Here is a 16,963-nt window from a genome sequence, read left to right on the forward strand (position 1 = left end):
CTTTTTCTGAATACTCGCATAAAATAGATATGCTAAAGGAAATTCCTGATATCGAAGCGTGGCTCAGCTTGGTAGAGCGCTGCGTTCGGGACGCAGAGGTCGTGGGTTCGAATCCCGTCGCTTCGACTCTTGGCAGGGGCAATCCCGGAACTGTATGAACATGCGGTTCCGGGATTTTTCATTTCCAAAAACCCGGCGGCTTCAGTCTGCCGCGCCTGAAGGTTATCCCCCACATAAGGCAGAGGATGTGTTATCATGGTACTGGACAGAACGGTATAAACCAGAACACCACTGCGTTTATTATGCGTTTACAAACAAAATCAGCAAAAGAAAAATCCCGCAGTCAAACCTTTGATCCGAAAGCATCCGCATTCTGTCAGAAAGTCTTTCACAGCACAAGAGGAAAATAGGAGGAAAATCCCATGAAAGGCATCGTTCTCGCCGGCGGCTCCGGCACCAGGCTGTATCCTCTTACCATGGTCACGTCCAAGCAGCTGCTCCCGATCTACGACAAGCCCATGATCTACTATCCGATCTCCGTCCTGATGAACGCGGGGATCCGCGACATCCTGATCATCTCCACCCCCCAGGACCTGCCCCGTTTTGAGATTCTGCTGGGGAACGGTCATCAGTTCGGGCTTCATCTTTCCTACAAGGCGCAGCCCTCGCCGGACGGTCTGGCGCAGGCTTTTATGATCGGGGAAGAATTTATCGGCAATGACTCTGCGGCCATGGTCCTGGGAGACAATATCTTCGCCGGACACGGACTGAAGAAGAGGCTCCGCGCCGCCGTGCAAAAAGCGGAGTCAGGCGGGGGCGCGACTATTTTCGGCTACTACGTAGACGACCCCGAGCGCTTCGGCATCGTGGAATTTGACCAGGAGGGGCGCGCCGTCTCTATCGAGGAGAAACCCGTCCATCCAAAGAGCAATTACTGCGTGACCGGCCTGTATTTTTACGACAACCGCGTCGTGGAGTACGCCAAAGGCCTGAAGCCTTCCGCCCGCGGCGAATATGAGATCACCGATCTGAACCGGATCTATCTGGAGAACAACGAGCTGCATGTGGAGCTGCTCGGGCAGGGCTTCACCTGGCTTGACACGGGGACCCACGAGAGCCTGGTGGATGCCACGAACTTCGTCAAAACAATGGAGCAGCACCAGCACCGCAAGATCGCCTGTCTGGAGGAGATCGCCTACCACAATGGCTGGATCACGCGGGAGGATGTCCTCGAAGCCTATGAGCTTCTGAAAAAGAACCAGTACGGCGAGTACCTCAGGGATGTCCTGGACGGAAAATATATTGACCTGAATACCTGATTCTTAACCTTCCGGCTAATTCTCCAGGTTTTATATCCGTCCTTATGACGGATCCGCGATTCCTGTGATCATGTTCAGGTTTGATCCTGCTGCCTGCTGCGGATCGCCTCCGCGAGGAGCCTTGCAAAATAGTATTCCTCCGCGCGGCCGGGCAGTTCGGCTTTTTTCCGTCTTCCCATGAGTTTTGCCGCTGTTTCTGCTGCATCCGCTCCCCGGTTGACGATGTCATCCACCAGTGTGACGATGGGCATCTCCACATCATACCTTCCGGCAAGGCGCACGGCTGCCGGGAGCGCATTGATTCCCTCGACGACCATCCCGACTTTTTTGACCGCCTCCGCCGGTTTCTCCCCTCTTCCGATCAGGAAACCGGCGCGGTTGTTGCGGCTGTGCCGGCTGGTGGCCGTGACTATGAGATCTCCCATACCCGCGAGCCCGTAGAAGGTCTGCTCCACGCAGCCCATTTTTACGCCCAGCCTCTCGATCTCCGCCAGGCCCCTTGTGATCAGCGCCGCGCGCGCATTGTCTCCGTAGCCGAGGCCCGCGGAAATGCCCGCGGAGAGCGCGATGATGTTTTTCAGCGCGCCGCAGAGCTCGACTCCCTTGACATCTGTATTGGTGTAGACCCGCATGCAGGTAGGCTTTTCAGGGCTCCCCATAAAAACATCCTGCACCATCTCCGCCGCCGCGATGTCCTCACAGGCGGAGACAATGGTTGTGGGCATATCCATCGCGACCTCTTCCGCATGCGTAGGTCCGGACAATGCGACGATCTTCACATTGCGGGGAGCTCTCCTGCCGGTATCTCCACCTTCTCCGCCGTCCTCTTTTTCCGGCTCTTTTCCCAGTTCACTCCGGATCACTTCGGACATGGTCATGAGCGTATCCGCCTCTATTCCCTTCGCCACATCGACGATCACCTGCCCGTCGGGGATATATTTTCCGGCGGCAGCCGCCGTCCCGCGCACAAAAACAGAGGGAACCGCAAAAAGCAGGATATCCTTATCCCGGCAGACCTCTTCAATGGATTTGGTAAAGGCCAGCTCGTCCGGGATCACCATATCAGGCAGATTGGGGTGCCTGCGTGTCGACGAAAAGGCGTCGATCTCTTCTCCCAGAGCAGACCAGACGGTCACATTATTGCCCGCATTACAGAGCATCCTCGCGAGCGCCATTCCCCAGGTACCTGCACCAAGAACACCTATTTTATACATTTCAGTTTCACCTCGTTTTATTTTAAAAGCATTATCATTATTATATAATATTATTCAGCCGGAAGCACTATGTTTCTGTGTTTCGTTTAAGTGTTTCATTTATTGTGGCATTTATGTGTTTCAGGCTGCTGTACAAAAGTAATCATACGTTTTTGTCTGAGCGGGAAAGGCCCCCGCTTCTATAAGGGCGCCGGATCTGCAGGCGGGTCCCCGGACCCGGCGGGGAAAGTCACCGCTTCTGTAAGGACGGCACACCAGTCATCTCATTGGAGTCAGGAAAATGAAACGGTCGAACGCAGGGAACAACAAAGGTCAGAAGGTCAGTCTGCAAAATAGAAAAGCGAAGCAGCAGGGCGCAAAAAAGATCCCGAAGGTCACGGTTAAGCGCAACAGCAATATCATCGACGGGATCACCTTCAGCTTTTCCGCCTTCCTTCTTATAGCCTGTGCGGCAGGTGCCTACTACACCGGAACAGAAGCTTCTCTGGGGCAGGATTTCGTGCATATTCTGGTCTCTCCGGCACCGCTTGTGACAGATTATTTTTCTCTGGGCAGTCTGCCTGCCGCCCTTTTAAATGCCGGTCTGTGCGGACTTACAATGGCTTTCTTCATGTTTTTTCTGCCCGGTCCGTCCCACACCAATACGCTCGCGGGCTTTTTTCTCGTCATCGCGCACTGCTTTTACGGGCTGAACTTTCTGAATATGTGGCCCTGCTTTATCGCTCCCTTCCTGTATCTTACAGTCAAACAGCTGGACTACAATGAAAACCTGCATGTCTGCATGTTCTCCACGTGTTTCAGCCCATTTGTGAGCGAGCTTTTATTCCGTTATACACTGGGAGATTCCTTTTCGATCATCAGAGTGACCCTGACGGTCCGGGGAGTCCTGCTGACCGTCCTGTTTTCCCTCATCATTGCCTTCTGCACCCCCGCCCTCCTTCCGGGTGCAAGAACCTGGCACAAGGGATACAATCTCTATAACGGCGGTCTTGCCTGCGGAGTTTTCGCCTTCCTCCTCTACAGCTTTCTGTACCGCACAGTCGGAGTCAGCGAGCCCAGAGTTCCCATGACCGTAAATCCCGTCTACGCCAGTTTCGGCAATTCCTACCACCTGTTCGGCAATGTCTTCTTCCTGATCCTTTTCGGCTGCTGCCTGTTTTTTGGATGGCTGCTCAACGGCAGGAGCTTTCGCGGAATCAGGCATCTGTACCGCGACACCGGCTATCAGAGTAATTTCGCGGCAAGATACGGCATGCCCCTGTGCCTGATCAACATCGGGCTTTACGGCGCCCTGTTTCTGGCCTATATCAATCTTGCCCTGCTTTTCACGGAGGGAGCAGGTTTTACAGGGCCCACCTTCGGTGTGATTTTTGCCGCGATCACCTTCACCGCGATGGGGCAGCATGTCCGCAATGTCTGGCCGATCCTGGCAGGTTACCCTCTCTTGTCCCTTTTATCCATGCTTTTTAACCACCTGGTCGGCGGAAATGCCGTTTGGACGATCTCCACACAGGCCTACCTCAACAGCGCCGCCTTTGCCACCGGTCTCTGTCCGATCGTCGGACGGTACGGGGCGGCCGCTGGTATCGCGGCCGGCATGCTCTGCGCCGCTCTGTGCACCTCCACAAACGCGCTGCACGGCGGCCTCATGCTCTACAACGGCGGGTTCACCGCCGGCATCACCGCCCTGATCCTCCTCCCGATCCTCGAAAACTACATCCCCGGGCCGCGCAATTCCATGAACCAGCACATTGACCTGAGCGATATGCTCACACTGAAGGATACCCCCAGGATCCCCCGGGCAAAAAGAAAGAAAGATTCCTGAAAATTACTGGAAAGAAAAAGTACTAAAAAGAAGAATCACTGAAAAGAAAAATCCCGTTCCACAATGCCCCATGCAGAGCATTATCGAACGGGATTATCTTTTTCATCGCGCAAGACTCGCGGGCGAGTCTTGGATCTTCTTCACTCCAGGCCCTTAAACGGGTCCTGAAACGATCTGTTATCTCCTTACCCCTCACATCCCGGCATACCATTCCCCGTGGACCAGTATCCGGAATTTGCTGAAATAGGTAAAAATGGCCTTTCCCAGGATCTTTTTCTTTTCAACAAAGGCATATTTTTCCGCTTCCTGGTGGTTATCTGCCAGGCCTTCCTCCACGGCATTATCCGCCCAGTACCGGGCATCCTCGGACCAGTTGCGGTTGTCGCCGAGCATCAGGTAACACCCCTCCGGGACATGGAATTCAAATCCGTCGTTGAGTACGTCCCATTCCTCCTTCAGATATCCCTCCTGGAGCGGTTCTGTGGAATCGTCAATATAGATCCCGGCGTTCTCGATCCGGACTGTCTCTCCGGGGAGACCGATGATCCGCTTAATATATATTTTTTTCTCATCTACAGGATAGTGAAAGATCACGATATCGCCGCGTTCGGGCTCTGAAAACCAGTAGCTGAAGCGGGCCCCGATCAGGCGGTCATGGGTCATGATGGTATCTTCCATCGAGCCCGACGGGATAACCGCATTGATGATAATAAAGTTTGTCAGAAACAGGGCGACGCAGAACATGATGGCAAAGGATTTTATCCAGCTGATGATCTCCTCGATGACAGCCCGCCTCTTTGCTTCCCGCTTCGCCTCCTTTGACGCCCTGGTTTTCTCCTGCGTCTTCTCTGCCCCGTCTTCCATCTGCCCTTCGGCCACACCTTCTTTTTCTTTTTCGGCACCGGTCTCCGGACTGTCTCCGCTTATCTCCATTATCTCCGGATACTGCACCCGGCTGCCGGTTTCCGGATTATCTCCGGTTACTTCCGGCTGTCTTCTCATTTCTTCCATTTTTCTTTCCATTTATGTCGTTCCGGCAATCTCCCTCGGAGCTCCGTCACGCTTTTCCCTGTGCCTTTTTTCTGACTTTTTTTCTCTTCGCAGGCGGCTTTCGGCCTGTACGTTTCTGCACAAGGGAGTCAATGCCCTTCTCAAACTGGATTTTGAAAAATCCGGCTACCGGAACGGCAAAGAGCATGCCGACGATGCCTCCGAAAGCGCCTCCGACAATGAGTGCGGCGATGACAAGCATTGGATGGACATCGACATTGCTGCTCAACAGACGGGGATTAATAACATTTCCGTCCACTGTCTGGATCACGAAAAGCACGACGATCGCGACGAGAAGCCTTTTGAGATCCTGACAGACCAGACAAACAATAATGGTAGAGCCGTAGGCGACGATCGGTCCTATGTAGGGGATCAAATTGCCGATACCGCTCAGAATACCAATAATGACTGCGTAACGGACCCCGATCAGGGTCAGGCTGCAGCTGACAAGGATCGCCATAATGAAGGCATCGATCAACTGCCCACGGATATATCCTGAAAAAACAGTGTCCGCGTCCCCTGCCAGAATGTGGAAATTTCTGCGTGCCTTTCTCCCTCCAAACGCAAGAAGGACACGGTTCCAGTACCTTCTGAGTCCCCGCGCATCCAGCATAAAGTAGATGGCAAAGATAATCGTAAAGAGAAGGTTGGTCAGAAAACCGCCTATATGGCCCAGAGTCCCGGTAAGACTGCTGCTCAGCCCGTTTGCAAACTGTGCGATCTTTGCCCCGATCTCCCCGACAGCCTTTTTCACTTCATTGGAGGAGATATTCATTTGCGCCAGGCGCTCTGTGATTATATTCTGCAGACTTTTGATCGAAGCCGCGACAGACCGCAGGGCATTCACGATCTCAGCGGGACTGGCGATCTTGAGACTCCTGGTAATAGAAGAGACCACTATAGAAAGAATGACCACCACCACGAGCGCCGCGAGGACACAGGTGATGGCGACAGCAGCACCGTGCGGATCCCTGCGCTTCCTTCTGAAAAATGTCAGTCTGCGAAGCTTTTTTTCAAAAAAGCCCGATGCCGGCAGCAGGATATAGGCGAGGACAAATCCCCAGAAGAGGGGACTCAGGAGCATGCCGACCGTCGTCGCAACACGTCCAAGCACTTTCAAAAGCGGTCCGATATTGCCGGCAGCCTGCACGAGGATATAGCTGACTACGATCGTAGCGACCGCATATGCGGCTATAAGACTGTAGTGCCTGTTCTTTTTTTTCAGATCTGCCCGCTCTTCCCTTGACAGACCTCTCCCGGAGGACTTCGGTCTCTTTATTTCTGCAGGAATTTCAGCAGGAACCGTTTTCTCTGAGGACAGTTTTCCTTCTCCGGCCGCACTGCCGGATCCAGCCCCTTTTCCGCCTTCCTTTCTTCCTGCTTCCGGTTCCCGGGCCGCTGCAGGTGCAGACAGACCTTCCCTGGAAACCGGTGCTTCTTCTGAAGGTGTCCGGAGTGATCCTTCCCCAGCTCTGCGGGGATTTGTTTTCACTCCCATCTTTACAATGCTTTCCATCTCATACTCCCTGATGCACACTGCTGTAGTAACATGGCCCCCAAACCGGTCTCCCCTTGAAATCATCCCGTGAAATACTGTGTGTTTCTGTAAAACCGGCTGCCTGCAAAGCTCTCAGCCCCTGAATTCCAATATCATTTCTATCATCCCCCTGTCATTCCCCTGACTAAGAAAATGATCAGAGGGCGGCTGAAAGCGCAATCAATAGATGATTATATCATGACGGGTTTTCAGACACAAGTGCAGTAAATGTGCAGCGAACCGCGGCTGATGACTCCTCCCGTCATGCTCAAACTGTCATTTTCGAATTGCGGTGATTCCCTTTTCCGTCACCACCAGATCCATTCGCACATCCGTCACTTCCATAGCGACCTCATCCGTTTTCTGCACATCAAAAGCGATCAGGATCTTCAATGTATTTGGGGAAATGCTTTCAAGAAAGCGGTCATAATACCCCTTTCCATGGCCGCAGCGTCCGCCCCTCTCGTCAAATACTACACAGGGAACAAGCACAACATCGATTTCCTCCGGGTCAACGACAGAGGATCGTTCCAGTATTGGTTCCCGTATGCCGAAAGCCCCCCGGCTCCAGGCCTGAGGATCATTCGGGGCCGGAAAGACTGCCTGCATGATCCCGTCACTATAACACAGTGGAAAACACACTCTCTTTCCCTGTTCAGCAAGGACCTGATTGATCTCGTCCAGATTCGCTTCAACCGCCGATGCCGCGTAGGAAAAGACAGTCTCCGCCTGCCGCAGGGCAGGGATCCCCTGCAGGAAATGGCAGATCGCGGCGCTCTTTACCGCCCGCTCCTCCTCTGTCAGGCTTCTCCTCCTGCTATAGGCTTCCGTCCGCTGTCTTTTTTTGCGCTCCAGGATATTCTCCCTGTCCGATTCTCTTTCAGCCTTTGACAATTTTACATTCCTTTACAGTTTAACGATTATTTACAGCCGCACAGTTCTTCTATTGTTTCACGGTTCTTTTACAGTTTCACAGTCCTTTTGCAGTCTCACGATTCTTTGCCACTTCCCGGTCCTTTACAATTCGAAAAAAAGTCCCGCGTACGGCACCTGCCATATAGAGGGAACCGAAGGCGATCACAGCAGGTTCCTGCCCTGCGTCTGTGGAGAGCTCTTCCGCTTTTGCGAGCGCGGTCAGGATCCCTTCCTCCACTGTCGCGCAGGGCACTGCTTCAAAGCCTCTGCCGTGGAGTTCTCCCGCCAGCTGCCGGGCAGGGAGCGCACGGGGGCTGTCCGGCGTCAGACAGACAAATTTTTCTGCAAAAGGAGCGACAATGTCAATGACCCGCCCGTAATCCTTGTCCGCCAACATCCCCATCAGAAAAACGACCCTGCGGCCGGGAAGATACTGCCGGATCGATTCCGTCAGAGCCTCCGCGCACTGGGGGTTATGTCCGCCATCCAGGATAAAGAGGGGCTTTGGGGAGAGCACTTCAAACCTCGCCGGCCACTCCACCTTTTCCAGCCCTCGTCGGACCGCCTCCCGGGGGATCTCATAGCCCCGCTTTCTGAGAACCTCGATCGTCGTCAGCGCGACAGCCGCATTATGCAGCTGATACTCTCCGATCAGGGCAAGGCGGAAAGATCCGGATAGAGGAGCTGCCTCGGGATTCTCTGAAAGACCGCCTGATTGACCGTCCGGAAGCCACTGAAAAGTCTGTCCCTCCAGGCGTTGCTCCAGAAGACGGATCCTGCCGAACCGGGCAATCGTGAGGGGGCAGCCCTCTTGGGCGCAGGTGCTGCGGACGACCTCCATGACCTCTGGTACATTCTCATAACAGACCACATCGGAGCCCTTTTTTATGATCCCGCACTTATTACCGGCGATCTCCGCAAGGGTGTTTCCCAGGTATTCGGTATGCTCCAGGCCAATGTTGGTAATGACCGCCGCCTCAGGGGCATCTATGATATTTGTAGAATCAAAGGTGCCGCCGAGACCGACCTCCAGGACGACAATATCACACTTTTTCTGCCTGAAATACTCCATTCCGATCGCCGTGATCAGCTCGAAATGAGTCGGGTGTTCCTCCATGGAGTCGGCGATCTTCGCCACCTGCTCCGTGATCCGGCACAGGGCTTCCTCTTCGATATATTCCCCGCAGTACCTGATCCGCTCCCGGAAATCCTCAATATAGGGAGAGGGATAAAAGCCTGTCGTATACCCGGCCTCCCGGAGGATGCGCTCGATCATCGCGCAGGTACTCCCCTTGCCGTTGCTGCCGGCCACATGGACAAAACGCAGGTCTTTCTGCGGATCGCCCAGGCGCTCCAGCAGCTCCCTGGTCCGGGACAGCCCCAGCTTCCACTGACTCCAGCCATATGTATTAAGATAATCAAGTGCCTCTTTGATCGTCATTCGCATTCTCCGCGGGACCCCGTCCCCGGGTCCGGTCTATACAGTATATATTAGTAAACTTTTACTTTGTCAGGACTTTGTTTTATCAGGCTTCCCGAAAGGGTAATATCGTTACCGCCCTCCCGCTGACTTTTCCCGAGGCGGCTTCACGTCTCCCACAGGTCACGTCTCTCCGGTTTTCCCCGGTTGATCACAAGCAGGATGACCGTGACAAGAATGATCAGGCAGGTTGCTCCGACACTGCCTTCCACGCCGAATCCCGTATTATAAAACAGGCCGTTCCTGGCAGATGCAGCATCGAGTTTAAAGAGGGAATATTTGGATACGATCCCGCTGTTGGGCAGCCCGAAGATGATGTTCTGGGTAAAATTCCACCCCGTATGGATCATGATCGGTATCCAGAGTGCGTCGTAATAATAGACAAAAAGAGAAAACATAATACCGATCACAATGATCTGCACGATCGCTACCGGGGTTACTCCGGGATTAGTCAGATGCAAGGCGCCAAACAAGACCGCGTTTCCAATGACCGCAACAGCAGGATGACGATATCGTCTGCGCAGCTTCTGATACAGATAGCAGCGATCCATGATCTCCTCTGCTCCGGACTGGACGCAGACCACAAAAAGAAAGGCAAAAAACAGTTTTGGATCAAACGCATTAAAAGAAAGTTTGATATCTCCCATCAGCCAGGACATCAGGACGCAGAAGGCATTCAATTCGAACCCCAGCAGCAGCCCTGCTGCAGTCTTAAACAGAGTATTTCCTGTTTTGCTGAATCCCAGACACTTCCACATGGGCCTGTTGTTTTTAAACAGGCTGATAAAGAGAAAAAACGTGATCCAGATTCCGGCAAATTCCAGGTACATCCAGAGGAAAGCCCCCGTGTCCCCGTCTCCCGCAAAAGCGCCGAGTACCTGCTCGACCGGAATCACTGTGCTCAGAAATCCTATAGGTATCGACCCTATCGCGAAAATCACAAAGGCCAGAATCACGGCAACCGGCAGTATGTCCGTCCACCGCCTGGAAGGCCTCAATACTTTTTCTTTGAATGTTTCCATTTACGTGTTTCCTTTCCTGTCTTTTCATTATTTCCCGGCGGGACCCTCGTTCTTCCACGCGCCGCCATCGGCTTCGCAGCCTTTTCTATTTTCCTGGGAGGGATCAGGCACTTTTCCCCAAAGCCGATCAGGTCCTGTCTCCCCTCCCTCAGAAGGGCTTCTTTGACCAGCTCGTAGTTCGCCGGATCCCTGTACTGGATGAGGGCGCGCTGCATGGCTTTTTCATGCGGGTCCCTGGGGACATAGACCGGCTTCATGCCGGCTCCTGTCTTCTTTGTCCCTGCTGCAGTTTTTCTCTGTTCATTGCCAGCTGTCCCTTCCCTGTATTCTGCGCCGGCTCCTGCCGGGGAGCCGGTCAGGGGATCGAGCCCCGTGTAGTACATACAGGTGGAGACCGTCCCGGGCGTCGGATAGAAATCCTGGACCTGTTCAGGCATGTAGCCCAGTTCCCGGATATATTCGGCCAGCGCAATGGCATCCTTCAGGGTGCTTCCCGGATGGGAGGACATGAGATAGGGGACGATATACTGGTCTTTGCCGGACTTTTTGTTCATCTGCTCAAAGAGACGGACAAATTCGCGGTAGACCTTGTTGCCGGGCTTTCCCATTCTGACCAGAACGTTGTCGGAGATATGCTCCGGCGCTACCCGGAGCTGGCCGCTGATATGATATTTACAGAGTTCACGCAAAAAAGTCCTGTCCTTGTCCGCCAGGAGATAGTCGAAACGGAATCCTGACCGGACAAAGACTTTTTTGACACCGGGCAGGGCCCGGAGCTTTCTGAGCAGGGAGAGATAGTCGCGGTGGTCGACCTCCAGGTTCGGACAGGGTTCAGGGAAAAGGCAGCGCCGGTTTTTACAGGCACCCTGAGTCAGCTGCTTCCTGCAGGCAGGAGCCCGGAACTCCGCTGTGGGACCTCCCACGTCGTAAATATTTCCCTTGAAATCCGGTTCGCGGATCATCTGCTCCGCCTCCCGCAGGATCGATTCGTGGCTGCGGACCTGGACGATCCTGCCCTCATGAAAGGTCAAAGCGCAGAAATTACAGTCCCCGTAGCAGCCCCGGTTGGAGGTCAGGCTGTAGCGGATCTCCCCCAGCGCCGGCACACCGCCCGCCCTGTCGTACACAGGGTGCCACGTGCGCATATAGGGCAGGGCATAGACATCGTCCATCTCCTGCATGGAAAGAGGCTTCGAGGGAGGATTCTGTACAACAAAAGTCCTTCCCCCGTAAGCCTCGTACAGGCGCTTTGCCTGAAAGGGATCCGTATTGGCATGCTGGAGGGCAAAGCTCTCCGCATAAGCCCTTTTGCCCGCAGAGGAGGGCTCACAAACCTCCTCATGGTCCGGGAGGCGGATCGCATCGTAAATATCCTCCTCCCGGCGGGTCTTGTACACCGTCCCGTCGATAAAGGTCAGATCCCGCACATCCAAACCGGAAGCCAGCGCGTCCGCGATCTCCACGATACTGCGCTCTCCCATCCCATAAGAGATCAGGTCCGCGCCCGCATCCAGAAGGATCGACCGGCGTACCTTGTCCGACCAGTAATCATAATGGGACAGCCGCCGCAGGCTGGCCTCCAGCCCTCCGAGGATGACAGGTGTCTTTTTAAAGGTCCTGCGGATCAGGTTCCCGTAGACCACGACCGCATTGTCCGGCCGTTTTCCCATCACTCCCCCGGGACTGAAGGCATCCCTGCTGCGGTGTTTTTTGTTCACCGTATAATGATTGACCATGGAATCCATGTTTCCGGACGACACCAGAAAGCCGAGACGGGGCTCCCCGAATTCCTCAATACTGGAAGGGTCGCGCCAGTCCGGCTGGCACAGCATAGCCACCGTATAACCCCGGGACTGCAGGACACGGGAGATGATCGCGGCCCCGAAGCTGGGATGATCCACATAGGCATCTCCGCACACATACACGAAATCGGGCTGCCCGATCCCGCTCTCTTTCAATTCCCGCCTGCTGACAGGCAAAAAACCTTCCGCCATCCCGTTCCTCTCTGTCCGTTTAAGCTTTTATTCTGGTGATTCTTTCTGGCTGCAGAGCATTGTCCCATATTACAGAGAAGCCGCCACGTCCAGCGCGATCTGCATCATTCCGGTGAAATTATTTTCGCGCTCCGCTGCACTCGTGGCCTCTCCCGTGACAAGGGAATCGGAAACTGTAAAGAGGGCCAGGGCATTTACTCCCGCTCTCGCCGCGATGCAGTAAAGAGCATAGCTCTCCATTTCATTCGCCAGGCAGCCCATCTTCGCCCACTTCTTCCATTCCTCTGTTTCATTATAGAAAATATCCGTGGATACAATATTGCCCACTTCGAAATCAAATTTTCTCGAGCGGGCAGACTCCACTGCTTTGCTGAGCAGGTCATAAGACGCGATCGCGGAATAGGTTCCGGGAAGATCATACTGATGGGCGAAATTGGAATCCGTACAGGCTCCCTGTGCCATGACGATCGAACCAATCCTGGTCTTGTCCGTGATCGCCCCGCACGAACCAATGCGGATCAGGTTTTTCACATCGTAAAATTTGACCAGCTCAGAGGCATAGATTCCCATCGAAGGCATACCCATGCCTGTCCCCATAACAGAGACCCTTTTGCCTTCATACGTGCCTGTGAATCCATACATGTTGCGCACTGAATTGAACTGAACCGCATCCTTCAGAAATCTCTCCGAAATCACTTTTGCCCGGAGCGGATCTCCCGGAAGAAGAACAGTCTGAGCGATATCTCCAGAATTTGCTGCATTATGGGGTGTAGACATACTTTTTTCCTCCTTTGAAAAAACTGTTGCCCTATTGCTGCTCTCTGTTTTCCTGTTGTTATCATGATACCATAATCCGGCCCGTTCTGATTCCTGTGTCCATCATTTACTACCTCATTTTTTCTCGCGCTGCGTTTTGCCCCGGTCTTTACCCTTATCTTTGCAATACAAATACGCCACCGTACTGTATTGTACGCTGAACCGCAAATTCACAGGCTGTGGCTTTGTCCGCAAACGGCAGCCTTTTTTACAACCGATGACCTTTATTACAGGGTTTTCCGCAGCTCTTCCAACAGCGCCGTACACCCCTCCAGAATGTCCTGCCAGGCCGTCTCGTAATCCCGCGTGTACCAGGGGTCCGCGACATCCCCGCCGCGTTCCGTATAGTCGAGGAGCTTTCTAATCTTACCCTGAGGATCCCCGCCGCACATCCTGTGCATGTTCCGGATATTGGCGCTGTCCATACCAATCAGCAGATCGTACATCTTATAATCCGACCTGTCCAGCTGCTGCGCCCTTTTCCCCGCACAGGAAAGGCCATGTTCGGCTAGCTTCTTCGCCGCCGGACGGTAAACAGGATTCCCCATCCCGTTCCAGATTTCCTCTGAACTCGTCGCCGCCGACGCAATCTTAAACTGATCCGACAGACCGGCCTTTTTAACAAGATCTTTCATTACAAATTCAGCCATCGGCGAACGACAGATGTTGCCGTGGCAGACGAATAGTATTTTTATCACCTTTTTATAACCTCTTGTATCTTCTCAAAACTTCTCAAATCCAGTGTTTATGCGGATCTCAGAGATTACGCTTCTCATACCGTCTTCGAATTTCTTCTCGTATCATCTCATAAATTCTTATATTTTTTCAGTGAAGTGTCCCAAAATCTGTCCCGATTTTGAAAAGTCGGATACTTCGTCATCTTATTGGTTTACTTATTGAAACAAATCCTCCAGTGTAATCTGACTGTTGATAATTCCACTGTATTTGCCCCGTTTCACTCCATATGTCGTTATCATAGTTGTCTGTAAAGATTTTTTGCAATTTGTCATTCTTCTGAAAGCGTCAAGCTTGTTTCTTAAAACCATGTCGTAATCCTTGTCTATTACGTACTCATTTATCGAGAACTTCATCTCACATACATTAATAACCCTGTCCCTGCGTTCTATGAGTAAGTCGATCTGCGCACCCGGAACTCCCAGTTCTTCATCTCCATGTGTATACCATATTGATTCTTCCGAAAGCACTCCGGATATACCGAGTTTTTTCTTAATTTGCGGGATATGATCTTTACAGAGCTGTTCAAAGGTTAAACCTGTCCATGACCTTCGAGCCGGGTTGTCAATTGCATTGCTCCAGTAATGTTCGTCTTTGCCGTAGTTATTCTTTATATAGCGGTAATAAAACGCCGTGTAATAGTCAGACAGCTGATAAAGGGCATCTTTCTTCTTTTTGCCATAGAAATTAGACACCCTTATAAAGCCGGAAGACTCAAGATTGCTGATCATTTTCGAAAAATTTCCGTTTGCAGGCAAACCCGTCTTCTGTAGGAGTTCATTTCTCGTAAGGCCTCCCTTTTTTGTACTTAATGCCTCAACTATTTTTATATGACTGTCACTGTTTGAGAATAGAGTTGCATACAAATGCCCGAATTCGTCCCACAGTTCTCCCCTCTTTTTAAAGAAAAGATTATCTATATTCTGCGTATATGACATAGCTTTGTCCAGAAGATTCAGATAGTATGGGATTCCTCCCATTATCATATAACACTCTGCTATCTCATAACGCGACCATGTAATACCTTTGAAGCCAAGGAAATCTTCTGTTTCACGCAATGTGAACGGTTCCAGATATATCCTGCATGACTGCCGATTAAACAGCCCGCCTTTATTGCCTGATATATTGTCTGTCATCCACGATGTGGCCGATCCGCAAACTATGAATACAAGGTTATTGTGCGTGGACGCCCAGTCATTCCAAAACCATTCAAACAGCGGAAGAAAATCTGACTGAGGAGTATCAAGCCACGGCATTTCATCAATAAAGACAACCTGTTTTTCCTTCTCAGGCAGAGTCTCCAGATATTCTCTCAGCTGTCTGAACGCATCACGCCAGTCTGATGGCACAGGCTGTGTTTTCCTCGATTTTTGCTTCAACTCGTCTGCAAAACTCTCAAGCTGAAAAGCTTTTGTTTTTTTATAAGCTCCGGTCAGTTTAAAAGCAAATTCATTGTTAAAGTACTCATTGATAAGATAGGTTTTCCCCACTCTTCGTCTGCCATATATAATAATCAACTGAGCCGATATAGCTTCCATACACCGGTCCAGCCTTGTGATTTCTTCGCTTCTTCCTATTATATTTCCAATGCTCATACCGACCTGCCTTCCCACTCAAGCATAAACTTCTGTCTAAATCTCCTATTATTTTATACTTTTAGACAGGTATTTGCAATGCGGCATAGTCTTCCGCATCAAACATGTCTGTCTAAAACAAGACTTTTAGTCGAGATTTGGACAGACTTTGTTCTTACCTCCTAAAGTTCTGTCGAACGCAGTCCATGAGCAGCAAAAGTCGAACGTGACTACTGTATTGCCAGAAAGGGGTGAGAAATATGGCGGCCTGGACCGATTACAAAAACCATCTCAGGGCTGAAAACCCTGAAATCGCAAAAGATATTGAAAACCAATAATCAATTCCCGACCTGCAGCCTTTTATATTTCCGTTGGCCAATCAACAGCGCCGCTATCACGATTATGGCATATAAGACAGGTGCTGCCTGATAATTCAGGAACAGTCTGCCTGCCAGATAAATCAGCCGGTAATTGGAAAACCCTGAATTCATCAGGATCGCATTCGGCCTGAGAAGCCATATCTTTTGTAATAAGCTGTATCGATCCGGGAACTCCACAAACAGATCGATCAGGAGATATCCCATTAATCCGCAGATTGTTGCCAGTTGATTCTGCGTAATTACAGAAAGCAGCATTGTCACTGCAGCAAACAGAACAGCGGCAAGCAAATAGATGCCGAAATAGACGACCAGCATATGACCGATCGTACAGGGAAGCATGGACATTGGTTTCACCAGCTGGAGCATTTCCCCTGTTCCCTCTAAGCCGTAAATGCTGAAATATGGGATCATTACAGACAAAAATACTATCAATGCAGCCGTTATGCTCCAAGTGAATCCGGCTGCAAGTTTAATATAATATAATTCTTTTTTACCATATCGGCTGCATAAAAGGAGCTGGTTCATACTGTCCGCAGATTCTCTTGCATAAGAGCCGGATAGTCCGACAGCAGATAAAAGCAGGATGAAGAATCCCAGCGCCTGAAAGGCTCGCAGCAGGTTTCCGGGGCCCCTGTGACAGCGGTAAACAAACGGTTTCTGAACCATTGTCTCCCGTTTCATCCAGAATTCTTTATCCTTCTCTGTAAGCCCCTGTATTTCCAACCGCTGAACCAGTTCCTGCTCTCTTCGCTCATAAAGCCCGTTTTCCCGGATTTCGGTAAGGTCGATGTCTTCATCGATTGACGTTATCATCACGTCGAGCACATCCATGACTGGTACATATTTTTCATATTCCCCTGTTATTTCCATTACAGTCGTTCCATTGACATATTTGAGAGCCGGTTTCAGTTCATCAATCAACTGTCCGTCAATCTCTCTGCCATTCAGTTCCTCCGCGGCCTCCCTGGATACCGGCCTGGCTTCAGCGATGGAGGAGTCTGCAAGGAGTATCAGCATGAGAACCGATCCCGCAAGCGCTATTATATTGACTCTGGAGCAGAACAGTTTCTTCAGTTCAAACCTATATATAGTCCTCAGCATT

Annotated in this window: 13 protein-coding genes and 1 tRNA gene; 3 read left to right on the plus strand and 11 right to left on the minus strand. The window is 51.7% G+C overall.

The window, feature by feature from the left end; all coding sequences use genetic code 11:
• Positions 1–52: 52 nt before the first annotated feature.
• Positions 53–126, plus strand: a tRNA-Pro gene (locus BLT02_RS02330).
• 296 nt (positions 127–422) lie between these two features.
• Positions 423–1,319, plus strand: coding sequence for a glucose-1-phosphate thymidylyltransferase RfbA (gene rfbA, locus BLT02_RS02335; protein ID WP_092991253.1), 897 nt, complete (start codon positions 423–425; stop codon positions 1,317–1,319).
• 74 nt (positions 1,320–1,393) lie between these two features.
• Here the strand turns inward: rfbA and BLT02_RS02340 are convergent, their stop codons facing one another.
• A complete protein-coding gene (locus BLT02_RS02340) occupies positions 1,394–2,533 on the minus strand; it encodes an NAD(P)H-dependent glycerol-3-phosphate dehydrogenase (protein ID WP_092991254.1) in 1,140 nt (379 codons plus the stop codon).
• A gap of 280 nt (positions 2,534–2,813) precedes the next feature.
• Here BLT02_RS02340 and BLT02_RS02345 point away from each other — a divergent pair, with 280 nt between their 5' ends.
• On the plus strand, positions 2,814–4,358 hold the full coding sequence (locus BLT02_RS02345; RefSeq protein ID WP_092991255.1) for a DUF1576 domain-containing protein: 1,545 nt from the start codon (positions 2,814–2,816) through the stop codon (positions 4,356–4,358).
• A 192-nt stretch (positions 4,359–4,550) separates the two neighbouring features.
• On the opposite strand, the gene lepB is transcribed toward BLT02_RS02345, so the two are convergent.
• The 10 genes from lepB to BLT02_RS02395 all read right to left on the minus strand — a co-directional run bounded on the left by lepB (position 4,551) and on the right by BLT02_RS02395 (position 16,962).
• The gene (gene lepB, locus BLT02_RS02350; protein WP_347474862.1) at positions 4,551–5,369 is read right to left on the minus strand and encodes a signal peptidase I; all 819 of its coding nucleotides are present in this window, start codon (positions 5,367–5,369) and stop codon (positions 4,551–4,553) included.
• A 46-nt stretch (positions 5,370–5,415) separates the two neighbouring features.
• Positions 5,416–6,924: an AI-2E family transporter gene (locus BLT02_RS02355; protein ID WP_175453650.1), complete on the minus strand. Its 1,509-nt coding sequence runs from the start codon at positions 6,922–6,924 to the stop codon at positions 5,416–5,418.
• Positions 6,925–7,221: 297 nt separating this feature from the next.
• A complete protein-coding gene (locus BLT02_RS02360; protein WP_092991257.1) occupies positions 7,222–7,839 on the minus strand; it encodes a 5-formyltetrahydrofolate cyclo-ligase in 618 nt (205 codons plus the stop codon).
• 76 nt (positions 7,840–7,915) lie between these two features.
• Positions 7,916–9,301 carry a bifunctional folylpolyglutamate synthase/dihydrofolate synthase gene (locus BLT02_RS02365; RefSeq protein ID WP_092991258.1) on the minus strand — a complete coding sequence of 462 codons (1,386 nt, stop codon included), beginning with the start codon at positions 9,299–9,301 and terminating at the stop codon, positions 7,916–7,918.
• A gap of 146 nt (positions 9,302–9,447) precedes the next feature.
• A complete protein-coding gene (locus BLT02_RS02370; RefSeq protein WP_092991259.1) occupies positions 9,448–10,362 on the minus strand; it encodes a CPBP family intramembrane glutamic endopeptidase in 915 nt (304 codons plus the stop codon).
• On the minus strand, positions 10,335–12,356 hold the full coding sequence (locus tag BLT02_RS02375; protein WP_092991260.1) for a YgiQ family radical SAM protein: 2,022 nt from the start codon (positions 12,354–12,356) through the stop codon (positions 10,335–10,337). The genes BLT02_RS02370 and BLT02_RS02375 overlap by 28 nt, the downstream gene beginning before the upstream one ends.
• 69 nt (positions 12,357–12,425) lie before the next feature.
• Entirely contained in the window at positions 12,426–13,133 is a 708-nt protein-coding gene (deoD, locus tag BLT02_RS02380; RefSeq protein WP_092991261.1) for a purine-nucleoside phosphorylase, read from the minus strand.
• A gap of 266 nt (positions 13,134–13,399) precedes the next feature.
• Positions 13,400–13,870 (minus strand): low molecular weight protein-tyrosine-phosphatase, encoded by a 471-nt coding sequence (locus tag BLT02_RS02385; protein WP_092991262.1) that lies wholly within the window; start codon positions 13,868–13,870, stop codon positions 13,400–13,402.
• 195 nt (positions 13,871–14,065) lie between these two features.
• Positions 14,066–15,502 (minus strand): AAA family ATPase, encoded by a 1,437-nt coding sequence (locus tag BLT02_RS02390; RefSeq protein ID WP_092991263.1) that lies wholly within the window; start codon positions 15,500–15,502, stop codon positions 14,066–14,068.
• Between the two features lie 317 nt (positions 15,503–15,819).
• Positions 15,820–16,962, minus strand: a complete 1,143-nt coding sequence (locus tag BLT02_RS02395; protein ID WP_092991264.1) for an efflux RND transporter permease subunit — start codon at positions 16,960–16,962, stop codon at positions 15,820–15,822.
• Position 16,963 lies beyond the last annotated feature (1 nt).

The sequence above is a fragment of the Sarcina sp. DSM 11001 genome (genome assembly GCF_900101015.1).
Classification (GTDB): Bacteria; Bacillota; Clostridia; order Lachnospirales; family Lachnospiraceae; genus CAG-791.

Excerpts from the sequence above, each read along its gene's own strand:
- deoD (WP_092991261.1), bottom strand. The coding sequence starts at position 13,133 with ATGTCTACACCCCATAATGCAGCAAATTCTGGAGATATCGCTCAGACT.
- BLT02_RS02390 (WP_092991263.1), bottom strand. The coding sequence starts at position 15,502 with ATGAGCATTGGAAATATAATAGGAAGAAGCGAAGAAATCACAAGGCTG.
- BLT02_RS02375 (WP_092991260.1), bottom strand. The coding sequence starts at position 12,356 with ATGGCGGAAGGTTTTTTGCCTGTCAGCAGGCGGGAATTGAAAGAGAGC.
- BLT02_RS02340 (WP_092991254.1), bottom strand. The coding sequence starts at position 2,533 with ATGTATAAAATAGGTGTTCTTGGTGCAGGTACCTGGGGAATGGCGCTC.
- BLT02_RS02345 (WP_092991255.1), top strand. The coding sequence starts at position 2,814 with ATGAAACGGTCGAACGCAGGGAACAACAAAGGTCAGAAGGTCAGTCTG.
- rfbA (WP_092991253.1), top strand. The coding sequence starts at position 423 with ATGAAAGGCATCGTTCTCGCCGGCGGCTCCGGCACCAGGCTGTATCCT.
- BLT02_RS02370 (WP_092991259.1), bottom strand. The coding sequence starts at position 10,362 with ATGGAAACATTCAAAGAAAAAGTATTGAGGCCTTCCAGGCGGTGGACG.
- BLT02_RS02395 (WP_092991264.1), bottom strand. The coding sequence starts at position 16,962 with ATGCTGAGGACTATATATAGGTTTGAACTGAAGAAACTGTTCTGCTCC.
- lepB (WP_347474862.1), bottom strand. The coding sequence starts at position 5,369 with ATGGAAGAAATGAGAAGACAGCCGGAAGTAACCGGAGATAATCCGGAA.
- BLT02_RS02365 (WP_092991258.1), bottom strand. The coding sequence starts at position 9,301 with ATGACGATCAAAGAGGCACTTGATTATCTTAATACATATGGCTGGAGT.
- BLT02_RS02355 (WP_175453650.1), bottom strand. The coding sequence starts at position 6,924 with ATGGAAAGCATTGTAAAGATGGGAGTGAAAACAAATCCCCGCAGAGCT.